This window comes from Psychromonas sp. L1A2, assembly GCF_009828855.1.
In the GTDB taxonomy this organism is placed as follows: domain Bacteria; phylum Pseudomonadota; class Gammaproteobacteria; order Enterobacterales; family Psychromonadaceae; genus Psychromonas.
This window is the reverse complement of the sequence record NZ_WUAG01000002.1, coordinates 194,408-215,428: the sequence shown is the minus strand read 5'-3', so window position 1 is coordinate 215,428 and position 21,021 is coordinate 194,408. Positions and strand designations below refer to the sequence as shown.

At 36.5% G+C, this 21,021-nt stretch carries 21 protein-coding genes; 9 read left to right on the top strand and 12 right to left on the bottom strand.

The genetic code is table 11. The annotated features are described in order from the left end of the window. Positions 1 to 311: 311 nt before the first annotated feature. The 6 genes from GQR59_RS11475 to rsmE form a co-directional block, all read right to left on the bottom strand. The gene (locus GQR59_RS11475; RefSeq protein ID WP_160062875.1) at positions 312 to 941 is read right to left on the bottom strand and encodes a LysE family translocator; all 630 of its coding nucleotides are present in this window, start codon (positions 939 to 941) and stop codon (positions 312 to 314) included. Next, the gene (locus GQR59_RS11470; RefSeq protein ID WP_160062873.1) at positions 941 to 1,447 is read right to left on the bottom strand and encodes a DUF3087 domain-containing protein; all 507 of its coding nucleotides are present in this window, start codon (positions 1,445 to 1,447) and stop codon (positions 941 to 943) included. Before GQR59_RS11470 ends, GQR59_RS11475 begins: the two co-directional genes overlap by 1 nt. A 266-nt stretch (positions 1,448 to 1,713) precedes the next feature. Next, complete coding sequence (ruvX, locus tag GQR59_RS11465; protein ID WP_051368642.1) at positions 1,714 to 2,175, bottom strand: Holliday junction resolvase RuvX; 462 nt, start codon at positions 2,173 to 2,175, stop codon at positions 1,714 to 1,716. After that, a complete protein-coding gene (locus GQR59_RS11460; protein ID WP_236546744.1) occupies positions 2,175 to 2,849 on the bottom strand; it encodes a YqgE/AlgH family protein in 675 nt (224 codons plus the stop codon). The genes ruvX and GQR59_RS11460 overlap by 1 nt, the downstream gene beginning before the upstream one ends. Positions 2,850 to 3,078: 229 nt before the next feature. Continuing rightward, positions 3,079 to 4,035: a glutathione synthase gene (gene gshB / locus GQR59_RS11455; protein ID WP_160062871.1), complete on the bottom strand. Its 957-nt coding sequence runs from the start codon at positions 4,033 to 4,035 to the stop codon at positions 3,079 to 3,081. 51 nt (positions 4,036 to 4,086) lie between these two features. Next, positions 4,087 to 4,815 (bottom strand): 16S rRNA (uracil(1498)-N(3))-methyltransferase, encoded by a 729-nt coding sequence (rsmE, locus tag GQR59_RS11450; protein WP_160062869.1) that lies wholly within the window; start codon positions 4,813 to 4,815, stop codon positions 4,087 to 4,089. A 234-nt stretch (positions 4,816 to 5,049) separates the two neighbouring features. On the opposite strand from rsmE, the gene GQR59_RS11445 reads away from it, so the two are divergent. The 4 genes from GQR59_RS11445 (at position 5,050) to GQR59_RS11430 (ending at position 7,749) form a co-directional block, all read left to right on the top strand. Further along, positions 5,050 to 6,006, top strand: a complete 957-nt coding sequence (locus GQR59_RS11445) for a methylenetetrahydrofolate reductase (protein ID WP_160062867.1) — start codon at positions 5,050 to 5,052, stop codon at positions 6,004 to 6,006. A 12-nt stretch (positions 6,007 to 6,018) separates the two neighbouring features. Continuing rightward, a complete protein-coding gene (locus GQR59_RS11440; RefSeq protein ID WP_160062865.1) occupies positions 6,019 to 6,795 on the top strand; it encodes a threonine/serine ThrE exporter family protein in 777 nt (258 codons plus the stop codon). Then, positions 6,795 to 7,271 carry a threonine/serine exporter family protein gene (locus GQR59_RS11435; protein WP_160062863.1) on the top strand — a complete coding sequence of 159 codons (477 nt, stop codon included), beginning with the start codon at positions 6,795 to 6,797 and terminating at the stop codon, positions 7,269 to 7,271. Before GQR59_RS11440 ends, GQR59_RS11435 begins: the two co-directional genes overlap by 1 nt. Before the next feature lie 142 nt (positions 7,272 to 7,413). Beyond that, positions 7,414 to 7,749, top strand: a complete 336-nt coding sequence (locus GQR59_RS11430; protein ID WP_160062861.1) for a PBPRA1643 family SWIM/SEC-C metal-binding motif protein — start codon at positions 7,414 to 7,416, stop codon at positions 7,747 to 7,749. A gap of 107 nt (positions 7,750 to 7,856) precedes the next feature. Here the strand turns inward: GQR59_RS11430 and GQR59_RS11425 are convergent, their stop codons facing one another. Beyond that, the gene (locus tag GQR59_RS11425; RefSeq protein WP_160062859.1) at positions 7,857 to 8,846 is read right to left on the bottom strand and encodes a DUF2333 family protein; all 990 of its coding nucleotides are present in this window, start codon (positions 8,844 to 8,846) and stop codon (positions 7,857 to 7,859) included. A 195-nt stretch (positions 8,847 to 9,041) separates the two neighbouring features. On the opposite strand from GQR59_RS11425, the gene folA reads away from it, so the two are divergent. Continuing rightward, positions 9,042 to 9,536, top strand: coding sequence for a type 3 dihydrofolate reductase (gene folA / locus GQR59_RS11420; protein WP_160062857.1), 495 nt, complete (start codon positions 9,042 to 9,044; stop codon positions 9,534 to 9,536). A 70-nt stretch (positions 9,537 to 9,606) separates the two neighbouring features. Here folA and GQR59_RS11415 read toward each other — a convergent pair whose 3' ends face one another. Genes GQR59_RS11415 through lptD form a run of 5 tightly spaced genes read right to left on the bottom strand, consistent with a single transcriptional unit; the run spans position 9,607 to position 15,971 of the window. After that, positions 9,607 to 10,419, bottom strand: coding sequence for a symmetrical bis(5'-nucleosyl)-tetraphosphatase (locus GQR59_RS11415; RefSeq protein ID WP_160062855.1), 813 nt, complete (start codon positions 10,417 to 10,419; stop codon positions 9,607 to 9,609). Between the two features lie 3 nt (positions 10,420 to 10,422). After that, positions 10,423 to 11,238 carry a 16S rRNA (adenine(1518)-N(6)/adenine(1519)-N(6))-dimethyltransferase RsmA gene (rsmA, locus tag GQR59_RS11410; RefSeq protein ID WP_160062853.1) on the bottom strand — a complete coding sequence of 272 codons (816 nt, stop codon included), beginning with the start codon at positions 11,236 to 11,238 and terminating at the stop codon, positions 10,423 to 10,425. Positions 11,239 to 11,240: 2 nt separating this feature from the next. Continuing rightward, positions 11,241 to 12,236 (bottom strand): 4-hydroxythreonine-4-phosphate dehydrogenase PdxA, encoded by a 996-nt coding sequence (pdxA, locus tag GQR59_RS11405; protein ID WP_160062851.1) that lies wholly within the window; start codon positions 12,234 to 12,236, stop codon positions 11,241 to 11,243. Continuing rightward, positions 12,236 to 13,552 (bottom strand): peptidylprolyl isomerase SurA, encoded by a 1,317-nt coding sequence (gene surA, locus GQR59_RS11400; RefSeq protein ID WP_160062849.1) that lies wholly within the window; start codon positions 13,550 to 13,552, stop codon positions 12,236 to 12,238. The genes pdxA and surA overlap by 1 nt, the downstream gene beginning before the upstream one ends. A gap of 10 nt (positions 13,553 to 13,562) precedes the next feature. Continuing rightward, on the bottom strand, positions 13,563 to 15,971 hold the full coding sequence (lptD, locus tag GQR59_RS11395; RefSeq protein ID WP_160062847.1) for an LPS assembly protein LptD: 2,409 nt from the start codon (positions 15,969 to 15,971) through the stop codon (positions 13,563 to 13,565). A 221-nt stretch (positions 15,972 to 16,192) separates the two neighbouring features. On the opposite strand from lptD, the gene djlA reads away from it, so the two are divergent. From djlA to GQR59_RS11375, 4 genes are all read left to right on the top strand, one after another. Continuing rightward, positions 16,193 to 16,999, top strand: a complete 807-nt coding sequence (djlA, locus tag GQR59_RS11390; protein WP_160062845.1) for a co-chaperone DjlA — start codon at positions 16,193 to 16,195, stop codon at positions 16,997 to 16,999. A gap of 2 nt (positions 17,000 to 17,001) precedes the next feature. After that, positions 17,002 to 17,544 (top strand): DUF2937 family protein, encoded by a 543-nt coding sequence (locus GQR59_RS11385; RefSeq protein WP_160062843.1) that lies wholly within the window; start codon positions 17,002 to 17,004, stop codon positions 17,542 to 17,544. Positions 17,545 to 17,729: 185 nt separating this feature from the next. Then, positions 17,730 to 18,758, top strand: a complete 1,029-nt coding sequence (dapD, locus tag GQR59_RS11380; protein WP_160062841.1) for a 2,3,4,5-tetrahydropyridine-2,6-dicarboxylate N-succinyltransferase — start codon at positions 17,730 to 17,732, stop codon at positions 18,756 to 18,758. A gap of 607 nt (positions 18,759 to 19,365) precedes the next feature. After that, positions 19,366 to 20,835 (top strand): HD domain-containing phosphohydrolase, encoded by a 1,470-nt coding sequence (locus GQR59_RS11375; RefSeq protein WP_160062839.1) that lies wholly within the window; start codon positions 19,366 to 19,368, stop codon positions 20,833 to 20,835. The last annotated feature ends 186 nt before the right edge of the window (positions 20,836 to 21,021 follow it).

The following is a 21,021-nucleotide window of genomic DNA, read 5'->3' as shown; positions in this document are numbered from 1 at the left end:
GTAATAAGAAGTATTTGGAGTTGATAATAACTGCGACAGTAAACTATTTTTTATGATTATATTAGCAATAAATAAAACATTGTTTCATTTTGTGGTGGGATGCACGTTGAAAATCAAAAAAATAATGATGCTGTTTTGATTTTCTTATCTGAACTTTAGATTATTTACTTTAACAACAGTATGTTATATCTCTTTTAATAAACAAACGTTCTCATGTCAATTATGCTTAAAGATGCAGACCCTTTGATACTGCTCTTTTAAATTGTGAGGCACTTGATACATGAGAACGAATTTTATTGAAGAAGTATTGGTTAATCGTCCATCAATAACTTCACTGCTAATCCAATCAATACAACGCCTGTTAAACGTTCCATCATTAATTGTGTTTTACCACCATCAAAGCGTTTTTGTGCAGTCACTATCATTCGGCTAATAAAGGCCTGCCAGCATAGTGCGATCACAAAGTGGATAGCGGCCATTAATAATGATTGCATAAATGCAGAATACTCAGGGTTAATGAATTGCGGTAAAAACGCTAAATAGAAAACAGCTGTTTTAGGATTTAATGCGTTTGAAAGTAGGCCTTCTCTAAAGCTTTTACTCGCTTTAAAGTTACCCTGTGTTGTGATGGCTTCAGGATCTTTTGCTGCTGCTGAAAAGCTATGTCTAAGACCTTGCACCCCTAAATATAATATATATAGAGCACCGATCATTTTCACGCCTTGGAATAGCTGTGGCGATTGGGATAATAATAATGAAATACCTACTGCGGATAATGAAGCGTGGAAAAAGAGACCGCTACAAATACCGATATTAGTGATAAAACCATCTTTTTCACCACCTCGAGTGGTATTTCGAACGACTAATGCCGTATCTAGGCCTGGTGTGATTGTTAAAATAGTGATTGCAATTAAAAACGCTTCGATATGTAAAATAGGCATTAGTAGCTCGCTAATTGTGATGGGTTATAAAGAGTGGCATCTAGCGTTACGTTATGTGTTTCTGCTAGTTCGTGTAGTTTATTTTCAAGGTGTGTCAGATGGTTAATGGTTAATGTGTTGTTATCTAATTGCCATAGTTGGCGAGAACCGCAATAACTGAAATGTAAAATATGCATGGCAACGTGATCACCACGTTGTGCTGCTGATTCTATTTTTTTCATACGACGGTTAATTTTATTTAAGGCTTGTTTTAAGTCCCATACGTAACTGACTTCGTAAAAAAAAGGATGCTTTCTAAGTTTGGATAAAATAATGAAAACCGAGATGGCGGTTATTGCGACACCTAACAAGTTCCAATGGAAGTGGCTTCCTGTTGAAGAGGGGATTAATAAGATAAGTAGCTGGCTTATAGCTAAACTGCCGATGCTTAATACTCCAATACAAGCAAAGATAACTTTATTTAAACGTTTACGATAGCGCTCTGGATCGATTTCAATAAGTTGCATGGGCGTGATGTAGTCCTTTATAAAACGAAGAGTAAACATTTATAACTCAATAAAGTGATAACTTAAATAGATTCCTGAATTAAATTATTTACTTAATGAATTAAATTGGATTGGTTTATCAATAAATTGCACTGCTCTTTAGTTTAAAGAGCAGATGAAAAAGTACTAGAAAATAAGTACTAGAAAATGAGTCGTTGAAATGAAAGTGTTTGAAAGACAGAAAATTATTGTTGGATTTTTATTATTGTCGGCGTTGTGGTTGATCACTAATAATAGTTTTCCATCCAACCTTCTAATATTAGCGCGGCAGAAACACTGTCTACTTTACCTTTTTCTAATGCTTTATAGCCGCCACGTTCAAAGATAAATTCTTTAGCGCTTGCGGTCGTTAAACGTTCATCTTGAAAAACCGTTTTAACACCAAAGCGTCCCGTTAGACGATTACCAAACTTTTTAGCACGTTGGGTGATCGGTTGTTCTGTGCCATCCATATTAAGCGGTAAACCGACAACAATTAAATCAGGTTTCCATTCTTTAATAACCGCTTCAACGGTATCCCAGTTTGGAATGCCATCATTAGCTTTAATCGCTGCAATGGGTTGTGCTGTTGCAGTGATCATTTGTCCTGTCGCTACACCGATACTTTTGGTGCCAAAATCAAAACCTAGTAAGGTATTAGGGGCCTTAATTGGCGTTGATGATGCTGTATTAGTTGTTTCTACTGTCATTATGCGTGGCCTACTTCGCTACTTAATTGTGATGGGTCTACACCGAGTTGTTGTAAAGATGAGTTCCAACGTTTGCTGACGGGTGTATTAAACATGATGTCCATCTCACATTGTACCGTTAACCATTGGTTGTTGCTGATTTCTTCTTCTAACTGGCCTGAATCCCAACTTGAGTAACCTAACGCAACCATGTATTTCTCTGGTTGTGTTTCTGTACCTAATGAAGAAAGGATTAAATTGGAATTAGACATCATTAACTGTTCATTCAAAAGGGTACTTTGAGAGTCATCTTCTATCGGGCTATGTAATACAAAACCTCTGTCCATATCCAATGGTCCACCTAAAAATACAGGTTCTGTGATTGGGGGTATTGGTTCATGGCTGATACTTTCTGCACTTTTTAATAGTTCTTGAATGGTCAGTTTAACAGGATAATTAATAATAAACCCCATTGCACCTTGTTCATCATGCTCACATAAATAGACCACTGAATTTTTAAAGTATGGGTCTGTTAATGAAGGCATTGCAATTAAAAAATGGTTTTTTAATGAGTTGATCATCTCTGTTTCTGAATGGTGTTTAGACGTTTTATTTTCAGTACTGGATTGAGTCTCTGAGTGTGCAGTACTAATGTCAGAATCAGCAAAAGGGGTTTTAGTTTTGTTTATTGTCATGTGCTTCTCCATTAGTATTGAGTTTATTACCTACTTTATTGTCGCTTAGTTCATGCTTAGTAATAAACTCAATGATTTATATCCAGTATTTTTCTTTATCGTTTAACTGTAGTACTAAGTTATATAGTGCTTAGCTACATTACTACATTACTACATTACTACATTACTACTTAGCTACAGTTGTAGTACGTTATTTATAGTGTGTTGGTTATAGTTTAGTCTTAAAAGCTTATTTAGCGGCTTTAACACGTTTTTCGATAGCATCCATCAATTTACCACTGATGTTAGTACCGTAAGCTTTATCAATTTCCTGAATACATGTTGGGCTAGTCACATTAATTTCAGTGACTTTATCGCCAATCACGTCTAGACCAACAAAAATTAATCCTTTTTCTTTTAATTTAGGACCAATGGTATTAGCAATATGCCAATCTGACTCAGAAAGTGGTTGTGCTACACCTGTACCACCAGCGGCTAAGTTACCACGTGTTTCACCTTTTGCAGGGATACGTGCCAGTGCGTAAGGCATTGGTTCACCGTCAACAATCAAGATTCGTTTATCACCGGCTTTAATGGCTGGGATAAAGGCTTGAGCCATACAGTAGCGTTGTTCGTGTTCAGTTAATGTTTCAATGATCACGCCAATATTGCTGTCATTTTCTTTGATACGGAAAATGGATGCGCCACCCATACCATCAAGTGGTTTTAAGATAACGTCTGTGTGTTTTTTATGGAACTCACGGATTTTAGCAGCACTACGTGTCACTAGTGTCGTTGGAGTGAATTCACTAAACCAAGCGGTATATAGTTTTTCATTTGCATCACGAAGACTTTGTGGTTTGTTGACGATTAAACAGCCTTCAACTTCTGCGCGTTCTAATAAGTAAGTTGCATAGATGTACTCAGTATCAAAAGGAGGATCTTTACGCATTAATACTGCATCTAGGTCTGAAAGAGGGTGATCAACGGCTTCTTCTAATTGATAAAAGTTACCTTCTTCACGTTGTACTGTTAGTTTCTTGCTAGTTGCAAAACAACGACCATCTTCAAGGTACAGATCTTTCATTTCTAAATAATACAGTTCCCAACCACGAGATTGAGCTTCTAATAACATTGCAAAGCTTGAGTCTTTTTTAATGTTGATGTCTGCGATGGGATCCATCACGATGCCAATTTTAATGGTCATATTCTTTCCTATTTCAATAAATTATTAAAAGCTATCATTAAAGCTATATGGTTACGCTAAATCACCAAAACGACATTGTAATGCCGTAATAGCGGTTAATGCTGCTGTTTCGGTGCGTAATACTCTTGGGCCTAATAACGTTTCGGTGAAATCTAAACTTTCAGTTAAGCTAATTTCATCGTCACTTAAACCACCTTCCGGACCAATTAATAAACGCACATGATTAATATCGTTTGGTAATGTGTTGATTGAATACTTTGCGCGTGGATGAAGTGTTAATTTACAACAAACAATTTCAAATTCACACCATTGTGTTAAAGCTTGTGTCGCATGAATTGTCGGCACAATATTTCTGCCTGATTGCTCGCAGGCCGCAATGGCAATTTTTTGCCATTGTTGTTGCTTTTTGGCCATACGTTCTGCATTAAGTTTGACGCCACAACGTTCACTGATTAGTGGTGTAATTTCATTAACCCCTAATTCTACTGCTTTTTGAATGACAAACTCCATTCGATCACCACGAGAAATGACTTGCCCTAGGTGAAGATGTAATGGACTTTCATTATCTGTTGTTTGGAATGACATTATTTTCGCTTGGCATGTACGTTTTTGTACGTCACTTAATTGCGCTAAATACTGTCCACCTTGACCGTTAAATAAGACAACAGTATCGCCAACATTTAAACGTAATACGCGTATGTGTTGGGTTGCATCATCAGATAACGTGATAGTGCTATTTTCAGTTAACGTTTGTGGTTCGTAAAAACGAGGATTACGCATAAAGGTTACTTTTTGATTGTAAATAAGCGCTAGTATAACGCGAAAACATTGAATATCACTATCGCTTAGCAATGAGTTATCCGTTGTAATCGAGACACTTAGCGATGCTTATTAAATGTTTAAAGATAATATTAGTAAAGGTACCATTTAATTACTGTTTCCCTAATATCAATTATGCACAAGATATGGGATAATTTTCGATTTTATTTTGTAGTGATAGTTTAGGATTTTGTTATGACCAGCTCTAAGTTAAAAAGTATTACCACGGATCCCAAGCGTGGCGTTTATTTCATTGGGACCACACCTCCTAAACAAGATACAGATATTGAATTGGTATCGGGCATTGCTGATAAGTTATTAGGCCGTTTATCTGAAATTGATTACGATGGTTTTATTGTTTATGACATCCAAGATGAAACGTCTCGCACTGATAAACCTCGTCCATTTCCATTTAGATATACGCATGACTCTCGTTTATATTCAAAAATTTTACACGATAAAGTCGACAAACCAGTGATCACTTATAAAAGTGTTTCACAACGTGACGCTGCTGATTTTTCGGCTTGGTTATCTGACGCTTGGCATCAGTTTTCAGTACGCGATATTGTGTTAGTCGGTTCACCATCGTCGGATGGCGAAATTAAATTGTCATTAGCTGATGCTTACAAAGCAGTCGCTGCGCATCCACAAGATTTTTATTTAGGTGGCGTGACTATTGCTGAACGTCATGTTGCAAAGGGTGATGAACATTTACGATTACGTAGCAAGCAAGATCAAGGTTGTGAGTTTTTTATCACTCAAGCGGTTTATAACGCACAAGCGACGATTGATTTGTTAACGCGCTATGCGAGTGAGTGTAAGCAACAAGGTGTTCAACCTAAACGTGTTATTTTAACGTTTTCTCCTTGTGGTAGTGCTAAAACATTAGAGTTTATTGAATGGTTAGGTATCTCAGTCCCTGAAGCAACATCTTTACGTATTTTAGAGTCTGATAATCCATTAAAAGAATCATTACAAATTAGCCGTAATAACTTTGAACAGATTCTACAGGCTGTTTTGCCATTTAATATTCCATTAGGTTTAAACATCGAAAGCTTAACCAATCGCAAAGAAGAGATAGATGCAGCTATATTATTATTTAAACTTCTTAAAGCCACGTTGGATTTAAAACTGGCGGAATCACAACTATAAGTCGACTACATCATGAGCTTGTCAAAGGAACAACAAACGGAACTTACACGGGTCGCTGTCTTTGCTGGACAAATTTTACATCAGCACGGGGCAGAGAGTCGTTTAATTGAACAAACCACCCAACGGATTGGATTAGCGCTTGGTGCTGATAATGTTGAATTATCTATTAGCCCTGACGCTATCGTGATCACTAGTTTGGTGAACGGACATTGTGTTACTACCACCAGACGTTGCCATGACCGAGGCATTAATATGCAAATGGTCTGTGATGTGCAACGTATTTGCGTGATGGTAGAAAAACAGTTACTTGATGCAAAAGAAGTGAAAAAACGCTTACAACGATTAAAACCATTTAAGCATAATCGTTGGTTAGTGGTGTTAATGATTGGTTTTTCCTGTGCTAGTTTCAGCCATTTCTTTGGCGGCGACAGAGCCGCGTATTGGGTGACTTTTGTGGCCGCATGTTTAGCGATGATTCTACGACAAGAGCTTGCTCATCGGCAACATAACCCTTTTGTAAACTTTGCTGCAGCCGCTTTTTTAGCCACTATTATTACTAGTGTTGGGGTGATTTTCGAAGCGGGTGAAAATCCACAAATAGCAATGGCGGCAAGTGTGTTGTTATTGGTTCCTGGTTTTCCTTTGATTAATGCCGTATCTGATATGCTGAAAGGGCATATTAATATGGGGATAGCGCGTTGGGTTTTTTCGACTTTGTTAGCGATTAGTGTCTCTATTGGAATTGTTGCTGCAATGACCGTTATCGGTGTGTCAGGGTGGACGAACTAATGAGCGAATTTTTTAATCTGTTTATATTATTCATTACTGATGCTTGGTTTGCATGGATACCTGCTGTTGGATTTGCCATGGTATTTAATGTACCGCGCAAAATGTTGATTTTTTGTGCCGCTGGCGGCGCGTTAACTCACAGCTTTCGTTTTTTATTATTACATTTCGGCATCCCTATTGAATGGGCGACTTTTATTGCCTCGGCTAATATGGGTTTTTTAGGATTGTATTGGTCTCGTAAACACCTTATACCTCGCCCTGTGTTTACTGTCGCCTCTGTTATCCCTATGATTCCAGGTAGTTATGCATTTACAGCAATGATTGGATTGGTGGAAATTAATACTAGTGGTTACAGTTTAGAGTTGATGCAAGTCGTGATGGAAAATGGTTTGCGCACTTTATTTATCTTAACCGCGCTAAGCTTTGGGTTAGCAATACCGTCTATTTTAATTTACCGTGGACGCCCGATTGTTTAGCTTGCATTAATAATAGGTCTATTGGTACACAGATGGACGTATATTAGGCTAGATTGGAATAAGGAATACTGTACACTGTGCGAAAAATATTAAGTACTAATAAAGTGTGCAGAATAAGCGAGTAGGATAATAAAGGTTCATTATGTCAGATAAATTTTTCTTTAAAGGTAAAAAAGAGAAAAAACCAAAACATTCAAGTTATGGTTTTAATACAAAGCGTGCTGTGAAAATAGGTACTGAAGAGTTGCCTTTACAGGTAGTTGTTAATGGCGAAGCGCGTGCAGAAGAGATACAAGCACTAGCAAAAGAACATGATTTAGTTGTCGCTATTACTATTGATGCTGAAAAAGCAGAAAATACTACAGAATTAGATGTGTTGATTAATAAACCAGTCACTACTCGTTTTGAAAAAAAGCCTGCTCGCAATGAACCTTGTGTTTGTGGCAGCGGCAAAAAATATAAAAAGTGCTGTGGTTAATTGTTTTTGATTTACTAAAAAAGTTAATGAAGTAAATAATAAAAAGCCCCGATAAAGATTCTTTATCGGGGCTTTTTTGTTGTGTAGACTTTTACTGTTTGTAAAGGTTAACCTTGCTCTAATAAACGTCTTAAATCAATTAATGCTGCATTGGCACGAGATACGTAGTTTGCCATGACTAGAGAATGGTTTGCTAAGAAACCAAAACCACTACCATTTAAAACCATTGGGCTCCATATCGCTTCTTGCGTTGCTTCTAAATCACGAATGATTTGTTTTAAGCTTACCTGTGCATTTTTCTTTTCTAATACATCTGCAAAATCAATCTCTACAGCTTTTAAAAAGTGTAGTATCGCCCATGTAGAGCCGCGGCTTTCGTAGAAAACATCATCAATTTTAAACCAGCTGGTTTTAATTTGGACTTCAGCATCACTTCTTGTTGACTGTTTTGCTGTTGGGTCACCGGCTAAGTTAGTATCAAAAACATCATTTCCTACACTGGCACTTAAATTTTGCGAAATAGAACCTAAACGTTTTTCTATTTCACGTAACCAATCACTTAAGTTATCGGCACGCGTGTAAAATTGTGCTTCAGTTTCGTCTTCTGCCACTAAACGATTACGGTAGCGTTTAAAAGCTTCAATGGCTAGTTTATATTCTTTTTCAGCACTCGGTAACATCCAGTTTGTATGCGAAATGTTCATTTTATTTTGTGCTGTTTCTAAGTCTTTATCACCTGTTGATTGAGACTGTGAACGGCTAAAGTCTAAACGCATTACTAGTGCTAAATCTCGGACTTGTTCTAATACGCCATATTCAAATGCAGGCATGTTATCCATAATCAAACCTGGCGGTGTTACATCATTTGATAAAAAACCACCTGGTTTATCCACTAACCACGTTGTCACATCAATCAAAGCTGTTGTGGTTGCATAACCAGGGATCATTTCAACATTAGAAATTCTTGCTGTTTCTTGAGTACGTGATTTGACATTATAGGCAGATGGCATCCATCCCCACCAAATTGATAATAGCCATAAAATAAAAATAACGACGAGGACTATTGGTATAATGCTTTTTTTAATTGAAACGGCCATATTATGTTCCCTATTACAGCTGTAAATGTAATGAGACTGTAGCATAATAATGACAAAAATTAATGTACAAGATAGCAATTAAATAGATGAATTCTAAAACTTAATTGTTAAACTTCTGCATTACTAAGTTTAACAATTAAGTTTCTAAATAAGCTTTCCAATAAATTTATAAATAATAAGCAATCTGGAATACAAATGAAAATTTCAATGATAGTAGCAATGGCCCATAATCGAGTGATCGGGTTAGACAATCAAATGCCATGGCATTTACCTGCTGATTTACAACACTTTAAAAAAACAACCTTAGGTAAACCGGTGATCATGGGACGTAAAACTTATGATTCAATTGGCAGAGCTTTACCGGGACGTTTGAATATTGTCGTATCAAGAGATCCTACTTTAGAGATTGCTGGTGTGACTTGTGTGGCTTCTGTAGAGCAAGCTTTATTAGCGGCTGACGGTGTTGAAGAAGTGATGATTATTGGTGGGGCAACTATTTATGAACATTTTTTAGCCGTCGCGAATCGTTTATATTTAACCTTTATTGATTTAGACACAAAAGGTGATACGTGTTTTCCTGATTACTTAGCACAAGGTGAATGGAAACAAGTAGAAAGTGAACACTATGAAGCTGATGAAAAGAATACGCATAATTTAGAGTTTGTTACTTTAGACAGAGTAAATGCTTAAGACTATTGGTTAATAACTTATAAGCAATAAATTGAAAGAAAAACAGTTGTAATGAGTTATTGAATCAATTTTAGCCGTAAGCAGGGCAGGATAATGAAAATAACTTCTTATCTTGCCAACGTATCATAGTGAGGCTATTTCCCCATACGCAGCCTGTATCTAATGCGTACAAGTCAGGTTGGTTTGTTTTACCGAGTAATGCAGCCCAGTGGCCAAATAAGATCGGTTGTTGATGATCTCTTGGAGTTATTTCAAACCAAGGTTTTAACTTATTGCTATCGGTTTGCTCCGGGGCTAATTTGTTCTCAAACTCAAGCTCGCCTTTTAAGGTGCAATAACGCATGCGAGTAAATACATTAATAATGTAACGTGTTCGTTCTATACCAGACAGCGTCTCTTGCCATTGTGTTGGGTGGTTACCGTACATATTTTTAAGCAACGCTTTATAGTTGTCACCGTGTAACTCTTGCTCAACTTCCTGTGCTAATTTTTTTGCTTGCTGAATAGACCATGAAGGTAATATTCCCGCATGTACCATAATGAATTTATGTTCAGGATGTTCTAATAATAGGGGTTGTTGTCGTAACCATGTTAATAAAATTTGGCTATCTTCTGCTTCTAAAATAGGGGATATTTGGTCTTTTACTTTGGGTTTATGAATACCTATAGAAGTAGCTAATAAGTGCAGGTCATGATTGCCTAAAATGACTTTTGCTTGTAACTCTTTAAGATATCGTAGTGTTTCAAGCGACTTAGGGCCTCGAGCGACTAAATCGCCAGCGACCCATAATTCATCATTTTTTTGATCAAAATTGGCCAAAGATAGTAGCTGTATCAATTCGTCATAACATCCTTGAATATCACCTACTATATAAGTGGCCATTGTTTATGCCTCTTTTTGTAAACGGTCGTAAACATAATTTGCTACACGAACGTACTCTTCAACAGAAATGTTTTCAGCACGATGACCAATATTAATATCAAGACTGGTTAACTCTTCTACTGTTAACAATTCTCTCCAGCCATTACGAACTGTTTTACGGCGTTGATTGAAAGCCATTGAGCATACTTGGTTTAGTACTTTCATGCTTTTTGCTAGAAATGGTGGTGTATCGTAAGGCTCTAATCGAACTACTGCAGACTCAACTTTAGGAGCAGGTATAAATGCTGTTGGCGGCACTTCTAGCACTGGAATAACATTACAGTAATATTGCGCCATTACACTCAAACGACCGTAGGCTTTACAATCAGGTCCTGCACATAATCTATTAACCACTTCTTTTTGAAGCATAAAGTGCATGTCAGAAATTTTATCCGCAAATTCAAATAAGTGAAACATAAGCGGTGTAGAGATGTTGTAAGGCAGATTGCCAAATACACGTAGCTGTTTATCACCTTGGACTAATTGTCCAAAATCGAAACGCATTGCATCGGCTTGAGTAATTTTTAATTTATCGCGTAAAGTTGGATGCTTCTCTAAGCGTTCAGCTAAATCACGGTCAAGCTCAACCACATTTAAACAGTTTACTTTAGCTGCAACGGGCTCTGTTAGTGCGCCTAAACCTGGGCCAATTTCTACTATATTATCTTCAGCTTGTGGTGAAATGGCAGCAACAATTGAGTCGATGATATAATCATCGTGCAAAAAGTTTTGTCCAAAACGTTTACGAGCTGTATGGCCTAGGTGGGTTTTATCATTCATTTTTAGTTAACCTTGTTGATGTTACTTTGGACCATTGTTATAGCCTCATTGACTGCACACAATAAACTGCCTGAATCGGCTTTGCCTGTGCCAGCTAAATCTAATGCAGTACCATGGTCAACCGAAGTACGAATAAACGGTAAACCTAATGTGATATTAACGGACTGACCAAAACCTTTGTATTTTAAAACAGGTAAACCTTGGTCGTGGTACATTGCTAAAACAGCATCTGCATGTTGTAAATATTTATCTTGGAATAGGGTATCTGCTGGTAAAGGGCCAACTAATTTAATCCCTTGAGTACGCAATTTATCTAATGCGGGCTCGATAACCTCTATCTCTTCTCTACCCATATGGCCACCTTCACCTGCATGGGGATTTAAGCCACAAACATAGATAGTTGGTTGTTTAATGCCGTACTTCTCAATCAGTTCTGCATTTAAAATGGTAACGATATTAGTTAACAGTGGTGCTGTGATAGCAGCTGGCACAGCTGAAAGTGGTAAATGTGTTGTTACTAATGCAACACGTAAACCCGTTGTTGCCAACATCATCACGACTAAGTCTACATTTGCTTGTTCAGCAAAAAATTCTGTGTGACCGCTAAAAGTAACTCCAGCATCATTAATAATACCTTTATGGACAGGTGCGGTAACAACTGCTGAAAACTCTCCACTTAAACAGCCTTGGCTCGCATAGCGAAGTGTTTCTAGTACATAAGCACCATTCGCTGCGTTTAACACGCCTGTTTCTACAGGCGCATCAGTAGCAATATGAGCAACGGTCAATTGACCTATCGACTGGGCCTGTTTAGTGTTATTTTTATCATATTCAATAAACGTTATTTTTTTATTTAATAACTGAGCTCTTGATTTTAGGAGCGTTAAGTCAGCACAAATAATTAACTCAACTGGCCAAGTTTTATCGGCTAATTCTAATATTAAATCAGGGCCTATTCCGCTCGGTTCTCCTGCGGTGACAACAATACGAGGTAACATTACTCTTCCTCAATAATGTAATCAGGGTTATTGATTTTAATATACGCTTCTTGACGAATTTCGTTTAACCAAGCGTAAGCTTCTGCTGGGAAACGTTGTCTAAAGATCATGCTATAAGCTTTTTGTTTAGTCGCACTTTCTGTTGTATCAGACTCACGCTTGTCAATGACCTGTAAAAGATGCCATCCGTGCATGGTATGGAATGGTTGACTAATTTCACCAATAGGTTGTGATTTTGCAAGGTCTCTGAATTCAGGAACGTACATATTTGGATCTGCCCATCCTAGCTCACCACCTTTCACCGCTGAACCTGGATCTTGTGAGTATTGTTTAGCTAATTCGTCAAAGGTTTTAGTACCATCGACTATTTCTTGGCGTAATTTTTCTAGTAATGTTTTGGCTTTTTCATCACTCATTATGATAGTTGGTTTGACTAATATATGACGAGCATTAACTTCTTCTGTCATTATATTTTCGCCGCCTTTTTTATCTAATATTTGGATGATATGGATACCCAATCTAGAATGAAATGGCCCAATAATATCGCCTTGTTTGTTTGATTCTGTTAAGTTTTCAGCAAATAGACTTGGGATATCATCCATTTTTCTCCAGCCCCAATCTCCGCCTTCTAATGCTTTAGGTCCTTCTGAATTAGTTAGTGCTAGTTGTTTGATATCAGCACCATTTTCAATTTGTTGTGCTAATTGCTGTGCTTTTTCATCAATCGCTAATTTTGTTTCTGCTGAAGCATCGTCTGACACTTTTAATAAAATGTGTGCAAACTTAAGCTCGGTACTTTGCTGTCCAGCTTCATTGATACGATCTATAACTTGCTGAACTTCTTGATCTGAAATATTGATACGTCTGCGTACTTGAACCTGACGTACTTCATTAATGGTTAATTCATCACGAATATTATTTACAAATGCTTTGTAATTGATACCTGCAGCCGCTATATCGGATCGCATTTCAGATAAACTTTGACCTTTTTCCTTAGCCATTTCTTCAATGGTTTGATCAATTTGAGCATCACTGAGTCGAAGACCAATACGTTCTGCAATTTGTAATTGTAATTTATCACTAATTAACTTGTCTAAGATCTGCTTATCAATGTTGCCTTGATTTGGTAATGCTTCACCATTTTCTTTATATCGCGCAATTAAATCACGCTTCATGTTTTTCATATCACTTGCTAAAACAAGTTCATTGTTTACAACAGCTTCAATTTTATCTAGCTGGACTTCAGCTGCATTGGCAAACTGAGGTATCGTCGTTGCGAAGATAAGTACACTTAAAAATTGTTTCGATAATTTCATTTTTTACCTATTACTTTAAATAAAATGGACGACCGTAGTCGAATAATCCATCTTCATATCCAGAGTTACCAACACCGCCTAAGCCCATTAGTTCAAATGTTATACTGACACTACTTTCTGTTTCCACATCCTCATCATAGCTAGCTTCATCTCCAAAATAAGAAAGCATATGCCTGTCATAGGTTAAGCCAATAGCCCAACAGCATGATTGGTATTTAAGGCCAATAATACTCTCAAAACTGTTTTGAAATTCAACATTATAATAATAACTCGCAAAAGTAGACCATTGTGTATCGATTGACCAATTTACTTTTGTACCAACTTGGTTAACAATTTCATCCCACTCAGCATCTTTATCTTCTTTGTAGTAACGGTAACTTAATTGAGCATAGGTATTATAAGCCCAACGTTTTTCAAAGGTTGTATTAGCACGTTGAATGAAATTGTCATCACTATCCCATTCTATTCCACCGTGGAAGAAGTAATCGTTATCAAAATTGACATCAATTTCACTGACGATAGACGACCTATTTACTTCTTTATCGTCGTCATCGTCATCATCTGTAGGTAAAACGGTGCGAGATTCTGAAAAATAATAATTCTGTCCAATAGCAAAACGTAATCTTTCTCTGCCTTGATCATTTAAAAAACTAGTTGATACGCCTAAGGTTATTTGATCTGCTTCTGCTATTCTGTCATACCCTGAGAAACGATTGTCACGGAATAATCCATAATAATCTTGTTGCAATGTTGTTGTATCGTATAAGCCAATACCCGATTGATCTTGGTATGGCACATATAAATATTGTATTTGTGGTACCAATGTCTGGCGGTAATCATCGCCAAACCATGAGAAATCTCTTTCTAAGTTAACCCCCGAGTTAATTTTGAAAGAGGGTAAATAGCGTACCGTTGACTCCTCTAGGTCATCATACCAATCATATTTAGTCGCATTATCTAAGTCCTGTTGATAATAACTCAACATATACTTCAGCTCAGTATTCACAAATAATGAATCATAATAGAGTGGTAAAGATAATTTTGGTTCAACATGAATACGTGTACCCGTATAAATATCATCATCACTATGTTCAAAGCGTGTTATTTCAGAATACCAGTCAAACTGTAAACTTTTCCAATTTAAAGGTTGGTATGCACTGAACGCTAATTTAGGTAATACGATATGAGGAGTATCATCATCGGTATTATATTCGTCATTATTAAGTACTTGGAAGTTACGTACTTCTAATTCCGCATTCCAATTTGTTTTGGTATAACTTAAATTTGCGTTTTGTAGCAACTGGTTATCGCTTCGACTACCATATTCAGTAGTGATATCATTAAAGTAGTATTCATCGCTGACTTTATTGTAGTCAACATTGAAGTTCCAATCTTCGGCAAAAGTCACATCATGATCGAAATGAACTAAGTAACGTTCACCTATGTCATCACCGTTATCATCTTTACGTATTCTATCGTCATTCAAATATTCAAATTGTAAAGTACCTGAGCCGACATCAAATAAGTAACGATATTCAGTCGAGACTAATAACCCTCTATTTTGCATGTAAGTGGGGGTGATTGTCGCATCTTGATTGGGTGCTATGTTAATATATAAAGGTTGATTATAAGTAAAACCATTAACCGAAGAGAACTCATAAGTAGGAAATAATATACCTGTTTTTCGTTTATCTGATAGCGGGTAACTGATATAAGGAAAGTAAAAGACTGGCACATCTTTTATTCTTAAGACTGCATTATAGGCCGTTCCCATATCAGCTTCTTGATCAATATGTAATGTTGATGCATCTAAGCTCCAAGTGATATCGTTAGGAGGACAAGCTGTATAACTTGATGACTTTAACTCATATTGACCTTGACCATTATCATAAATACGATCGGCACTACCTCGACCACCTCGCCCATGGAATTGAAATTCGGTTTGAATTAAAGAAGACTCATCAGTTTTGAAGTTGGTATTAATTTCGTTTGCAATTAAAGTTACCTGACCGTCGACGTAACGAGCATTGCCTGTTGCATTTGCTTGAGATGTATTTCGGTTATATACCATTTTGTCAGCGTCTAAAGATTTCTCTCCTTGCACTGCGTTAACATCACCTTCATAAATGATTTCGCCGTTTAATCCTCTTAAAGAATCTGCATCAATATTGATTGGGATTTGGCTTTTATCAAGGTTATTGTTACGTTCCGTTATCGGTGGGACATTCTGATAACATTGTCTGAAATAAAAGTTTACATCACGTGGTGCAGATTTTTCTTCCATACTTTGTGATACGACTTTTAACTCTGTTTTATTAACAGTGTTTAATTCATCACTTAGATCACTCGTATCAGTTTCTTGAGCAACTGCACTAGCAATAGGTGACAGGGCGAACAATAAGGGTATTAGTTTTAGCATGAATAACTCACTACAAGTGCTTAGAAATATCAGAAAACGCTAAGCAGAAAACAACAATATAGCCACGTATAATAAAGTAAACTTTTGCTGGCTCCAATCTTTGATTGTCTATTACGTGAGTATTTCTGTTATTTAGTACAAATAATTGGTAAATCTTGACATAGTTAGTCAAAATGTTCGACAGTTTTACTATTTTCTTAATTTAAAGGTAATTATTAGTTATGCGCATATGGGGCAAATTATTAGGTGGTTTTTTTGGGTTTATGTTTGGGCACTTTTTCGGCCTAATATTAGGTGTTTGGTTAGGACATCGTTTTGATGTTGCTGTTGGCCGTAACTTTAATATGCAAGATGGTATATTAGGCGGTCGTGGAAATAGTGCAGATAAACAAAAAATATTCTTTGAAACGGCTTTCTCTGTGATGGGACACGTTGCTAAATCAAAAGGCAAAGTAACTCAAACAGATATTCAAGTGGCCAATGCATATATGGACCAAATGAATTTGCACGGTAATGCAAGAACACAAGCCCAGGCTGCTTTCACTGCAGGTAAAGAAGCTGATTTTACATTGGTTGAAACATTACAAGAGTTTGTGCGTGTGTTACATGGCGAGCGTAATGTTTTGCAAATGTTTCTAGCCATTCAGGTACAAGTTGCTTTTTCTGATGGTGAAATTGATGAGAATGAAAAGTCGATTCTTTACACTATTGCTGAAAATTTAAATTTCTCGCGTTTTGAATTAGATCGTTTAATTCAGATGATTCAAGGACAACAACATTTTCACCAAGGCGGTCAACAACAGAACACTGCACAATCTGAAGATGATGCTTATCAAGTATTAGGTATTGATAGTAGTGTGACGGATAAAGAAGTAAAGCGTGCTTATCGTAAGTTAATGAGTCAAAACCACCCAGATAAGCTGGCTTCAAAGGGCTTACCTGAAGAGATGATGGAACTTGCGAAAGAAAAAACGCAAGATATTCAAAAAGCTTATGAGTTATTACGTACTAACCGCGGCTTTAAATAGACATGCTATCGGTAATTAAGCGTTATAGTTTACAACTTGTTTTCACTTTAAGTTTACTCTTAGGCTTGCAATTACCGAATTTTTTACAACAATATGAATTACGTTTACAAGGTCATTTTGTTGAAGCTCAACAGCATTTAGCGGAATTTCAATCGCTTGCAGATAAATATTTTGCTGGCGATTTGAACGTATTAATTACAAAACATAAAAGTAGTAAAGATAGTTTGTACCGTGAAGAAGCACTGGTTATAGAAAACACTTATTCTCGAGTGCAATTTTTACAACAAAAAATGGATAATTTAAATCAACCAATTTGGTATCGATTAGGAGAGTTAACGCAACAAATTAACGATCCCATTGTTAATGAAACGTGGGCCGGCTATCAAGCTAACGTGTTACTCAACCAGCAAGCTATTTTAGTGGGTTTAAGCGTTGCTATCTTACTAATGTTATCAATTGAGTTTTTCTTTTATCTTGTGAAATTGAGTTTTTCTAATTTATTACTTCGAATTAGAAGTAAATCCAAAGGCAGTTTTCATTCTTAAGCCCATATAATAAGTAAAATCATAAGAATAAATGAATATCAAACTCATCTATATCAATTAATTTCTGCTTATAACGTTTTAATTTTGCATCTGCTCTAGTGCTTCTCTATTATTGTCTACTAATTATTTTAGCAATCATTTTATGGTGTTTTCACCTAATAGACTTTTAAATCGGAGCTTAATACATGTCTACATTTTCTCTTGCGTTTGGTACAGCCACTAAAAATCGTGACCAAAAAATTATTGAAGCATTTTTTCCAAACCCAATTTTAAATCCAAATGAAGATTTAGTAGCGACTATTGCTGCTATTACTGGTTATGAAGGTGGCAATCAAGTCATCGAAATTAAATCAGACGTTGCAGAGCAATTAGCTGCTGCATTTAACGGTGAAGATGATACAGATAATGCTGACTTTGCAGTTGCTGCCGCTAAATCAAAGCAACCATTAGTGTTAGTTATTCTAGCAACTGATGAAGCACCACAAAGTGTGGCTGAAGGTTACTTAAAATTACAACTTATCTCTCATCGTTTAGTTAAGCCACACGGTGTTGTCTTAGATGGTATTTTTGGTTTGTTGCATAACATCGCATGGACAAACAAAGGCCCAATCGACTTACCTGAATTAAAAGATCGCCAAATGAAAGCGCGTTTAAAAGGTAAAACAATCACAGTCGATTGTGTTGATAAATTCCCTAAAATGGTTGATTACGTTGTACCAGCTGGTGTTCGTATTGCTGACACATCACGTGTACGTTTAGGCGCACATGTTGGCGAAGGGACAACGGTTATGCATGAAGGCTTTATTAACTTCAACGCCGGGACTACTGGTGTAAGCATGGTTGAAGGTCGTATCTCTGCGGGTGTTATGGTTGGTGAAGGTAGCGATATCGGTGGTGGTGCTTCTATCATGGGTACATTATCTGGCGGCGGAAAAATGGTTGTTGCGATTGGCGAAAATAGCTTATTAGGCGCAAATGCAGGTCTAGGTTTCCCATTAGGTAATCGTTGTACTATTGAGTCTGGCTTATACGTAACGGCTGGATCTAAAGTTAAGATGTTAGATAATGAAGGTAATGACGCTGGTTTTGTCAAAGCGCGTGACTTATCTAATAAAGATGATTTATTGTTCCGCCGTAACTCAACAACTGGTCAAGTTGAATGTCTAGTTAATAAAAGTGCAGTAGAGCTTAACAGCATGTTACATTCTAACTAAGTCTCTTTTATATTGGTTTTAGTTAAAAAGTAAATCATTTCAGGCTACCTTTGAGTAGCCTTTTTTGTACCTATTTAACTATCTTTGTAAAGTTATAGAACGAACTTTAAAGAGGATAGTCCCCCTATTTTTTCGTTTATTTTTTACCTTATACCGATTACATTAAATATGTTATCTAAACTTTGTGCAGGAAAAACAGTTCAATTCAAGGCGTAAATTGAGCCTTTCGAAGATTAACTTCGTTAATCGTCTATCGGAAAATTAACCAAGAGATGTTAATTCTTTAATGGCTGTTCCCTTTATGAAATTTACAACGAGGAAGTGGGCTGTTTTAACAAGTAAAATAGATAAGCTATTTATTGTGATTGGTATTATTTATCCTTTGATATTTTATCTGATGTTTATTTACTAATAAATGAGAAGCATTTGCTTAGTTTTAATACCTATTATTGGCTATAGTGTTGTTAGGGTATTTTTATTTTTTTTATTAAACATAAACTCCAACCTACTATTCGTCACTTTTAATGGGTGATAAATCATCGTAATAGTCATTTTAGCTATTCAATAAAAGTGAAATATTATGAATCTAAGTACTAAAAGGTGCACAATGAACAGCTCTAACTATAATGCTTCTCTTACTCTTAAACTCTACGTTCTCGCTGCTATCTTATTCGGCATTTATGGCGGTCGAGTTTGTCCTTTTTTAGCAAGCTTAACGATGAGTGAAATAGTTATTCATGTATCAATTACTTTTTCTATCTTATTGCTAATACGACACTTTTTATTACCTCATCACGCCTTAAACAAACAGATAAAACAAATAAAATTAGATACATTTTGCTTTTTCATCATCAGCCTTCCTTTGGCTGCTTATTACAATATTGTTTATGACTTTGGGCTAGATAGTAATGTGAAAATTGTTTTTGGAATGGCGTTGTTTGGGTTCTTTACTGGCTGCCTGTTACAACTTTCTGCAAAGCTCGCACAAATGGATGAAACGGAATTGAGTGGTCAATTTGATTTTGAACTATCAGGTCAACGAAGTTCTTTAATTAATCAAATGATTTGGTTAGTGGTACTTTTATTAGTGATCCTGACGGCAGCATTATCTATGGTGGCAGTAAAAGATATTTTTTGGTTAAAGCATAACCCTGAACTGGTCATGGATGGCAGTGGTCAAATCAGTGTGATTAAAGAGCTTATCTATATAGCGGCTTTGGTGACCGGTTATGCGATGGCGGTTATGTTTTTATGGAGTAAGGTGATTAAACGAATTTTACTGAGTCAAGAGTGCGCCTTAAAAAGGGTAAGTGAGGGCGATATCAATACCCGTTTGCCTATTTTTAGTTACGATGAGTTTGGTTCAACGGCATCATTAACTAATAGCATGTTAGATAGTCTTGAGTTTGCTCAAAATGAAGTGAAAACAACAAGGGATGTAGCGATAGTTAGCTTATCTGCTTTAGCTGAATCTCGCGATAATGAAACCGGTGCACATATTTTACGTACACAAGAATATGTTAAAGCATTGGCTGAGAATTTAAGTGAATCTACTGTATATTCAGCGTTATTAACCCCTCATTATATCGAACTGTTATATAAGTCCGCACCGTTACATGATGTTGGTAAAGTAGGTATCCCTGATAATATATTACTTAAACCTGGTAAGTTAACCGACGATGAATTTGAAATAATGAAAGGCCACGCTCAAATTGGTGCCGATGCTTTATCGATAGCAGAAAAGCAGTTGGGCAGTAGTTCATTTTTAGAAATTGCAAAAGAAATTGCCTTATCACATCATGAAAAATGGAATGGTTCAGGTTATCCGAATCAACTCTCAGGGGAAAGTATTCCTTTATCTGGACGACTAATGGCTTTAGCAGATGTCTACGATGCACTTATCTCTAAACGAGTCTATAAGCCTGCTTTTTCACATCAAGAAGCGAAAGAGATTATTATGAAAGGGGAGGGTTCGCATTTTGACCCAGCAGTAGTAAAAGCGTTTCTTGCTATTGAAGATAAGTTTGTTGCTATTGCCGCTCATTTTCAAGACAGTGCCAAAGATTTGCTGGCATAAAGTACGAAGGTATTTGTGCTTGTTGAAGATTGAAGATTGAAGATTGAAGATCGAACAGAATATTTTATTTTAACGTAGTTGTGTAAAGGTAGGTATTTTTATAAAAGTGATTTGTTAAAGATAGTGAGTTAAAAGTTGAGGGTGCAGATAATTTAACGTGATTTATTGAACAGAAATCACGTTAAA

Coding starts and splice junctions, on each gene's coding strand:
- GQR59_RS11475 (WP_160062875.1), bottom strand. CDS start 941: ATGCCTATTTTACATATCGAAGCGTTTTTAATTGCAATCACTATTTTA.
- GQR59_RS11435 (WP_160062863.1), top strand. CDS start 6,795: ATGAGCGAATTTTTTAATCTGTTTATATTATTCATTACTGATGCTTGG.
- dapD (WP_160062841.1), top strand. CDS start 17,730: ATGTCTACATTTTCTCTTGCGTTTGGTACAGCCACTAAAAATCGTGAC.
- lptD (WP_160062847.1), bottom strand. CDS start 15,971: ATGCTAAAACTAATACCCTTATTGTTCGCCCTGTCACCTATTGCTAGT.
- folA (WP_160062857.1), top strand. CDS start 9,042: ATGAAAATTTCAATGATAGTAGCAATGGCCCATAATCGAGTGATCGGG.
- gshB (WP_160062871.1), bottom strand. CDS start 4,035: ATGACCATTAAAATTGGCATCGTGATGGATCCCATCGCAGACATCAAC.
- GQR59_RS11430 (WP_160062861.1), top strand. CDS start 7,414: ATGTCAGATAAATTTTTCTTTAAAGGTAAAAAAGAGAAAAAACCAAAA.
- GQR59_RS11440 (WP_160062865.1), top strand. CDS start 6,019: ATGAGCTTGTCAAAGGAACAACAAACGGAACTTACACGGGTCGCTGTC.
- GQR59_RS11375 (WP_160062839.1), top strand. CDS start 19,366: ATGAACAGCTCTAACTATAATGCTTCTCTTACTCTTAAACTCTACGTT.
- ruvX (WP_051368642.1), bottom strand. CDS start 2,175: ATGACAGTAGAAACAACTAATACAGCATCATCAACGCCAATTAAGGCC.
- pdxA (WP_160062851.1), bottom strand. CDS start 12,236: ATGTTACCTCGTATTGTTGTCACCGCAGGAGAACCGAGCGGAATAGGC.
- GQR59_RS11470 (WP_160062873.1), bottom strand. CDS start 1,447: ATGCAACTTATTGAAATCGATCCAGAGCGCTATCGTAAACGTTTAAAT.
- GQR59_RS11385 (WP_160062843.1), top strand. CDS start 17,002: ATGCTATCGGTAATTAAGCGTTATAGTTTACAACTTGTTTTCACTTTA.
- GQR59_RS11425 (WP_160062859.1), bottom strand. CDS start 8,846: ATGGCCGTTTCAATTAAAAAAAGCATTATACCAATAGTCCTCGTCGTT.
- rsmA (WP_160062853.1), bottom strand. CDS start 11,238: ATGAATGATAAAACCCACCTAGGCCATACAGCTCGTAAACGTTTTGGA.
- djlA (WP_160062845.1), top strand. CDS start 16,193: ATGCGCATATGGGGCAAATTATTAGGTGGTTTTTTTGGGTTTATGTTT.
- GQR59_RS11445 (WP_160062867.1), top strand. CDS start 5,050: ATGACCAGCTCTAAGTTAAAAAGTATTACCACGGATCCCAAGCGTGGC.
- surA (WP_160062849.1), bottom strand. CDS start 13,552: ATGAAATTATCGAAACAATTTTTAAGTGTACTTATCTTCGCAACGACG.
- rsmE (WP_160062869.1), bottom strand. CDS start 4,815: ATGCGTAATCCTCGTTTTTACGAACCACAAACGTTAACTGAAAATAGC.
- GQR59_RS11415 (WP_160062855.1), bottom strand. CDS start 10,419: ATGGCCACTTATATAGTAGGTGATATTCAAGGATGTTATGACGAATTG.
- GQR59_RS11460 (WP_236546744.1), bottom strand. CDS start 2,849: ATGACAATAAACAAAACTAAAACCCCTTTTGCTGATTCTGACATTAGT.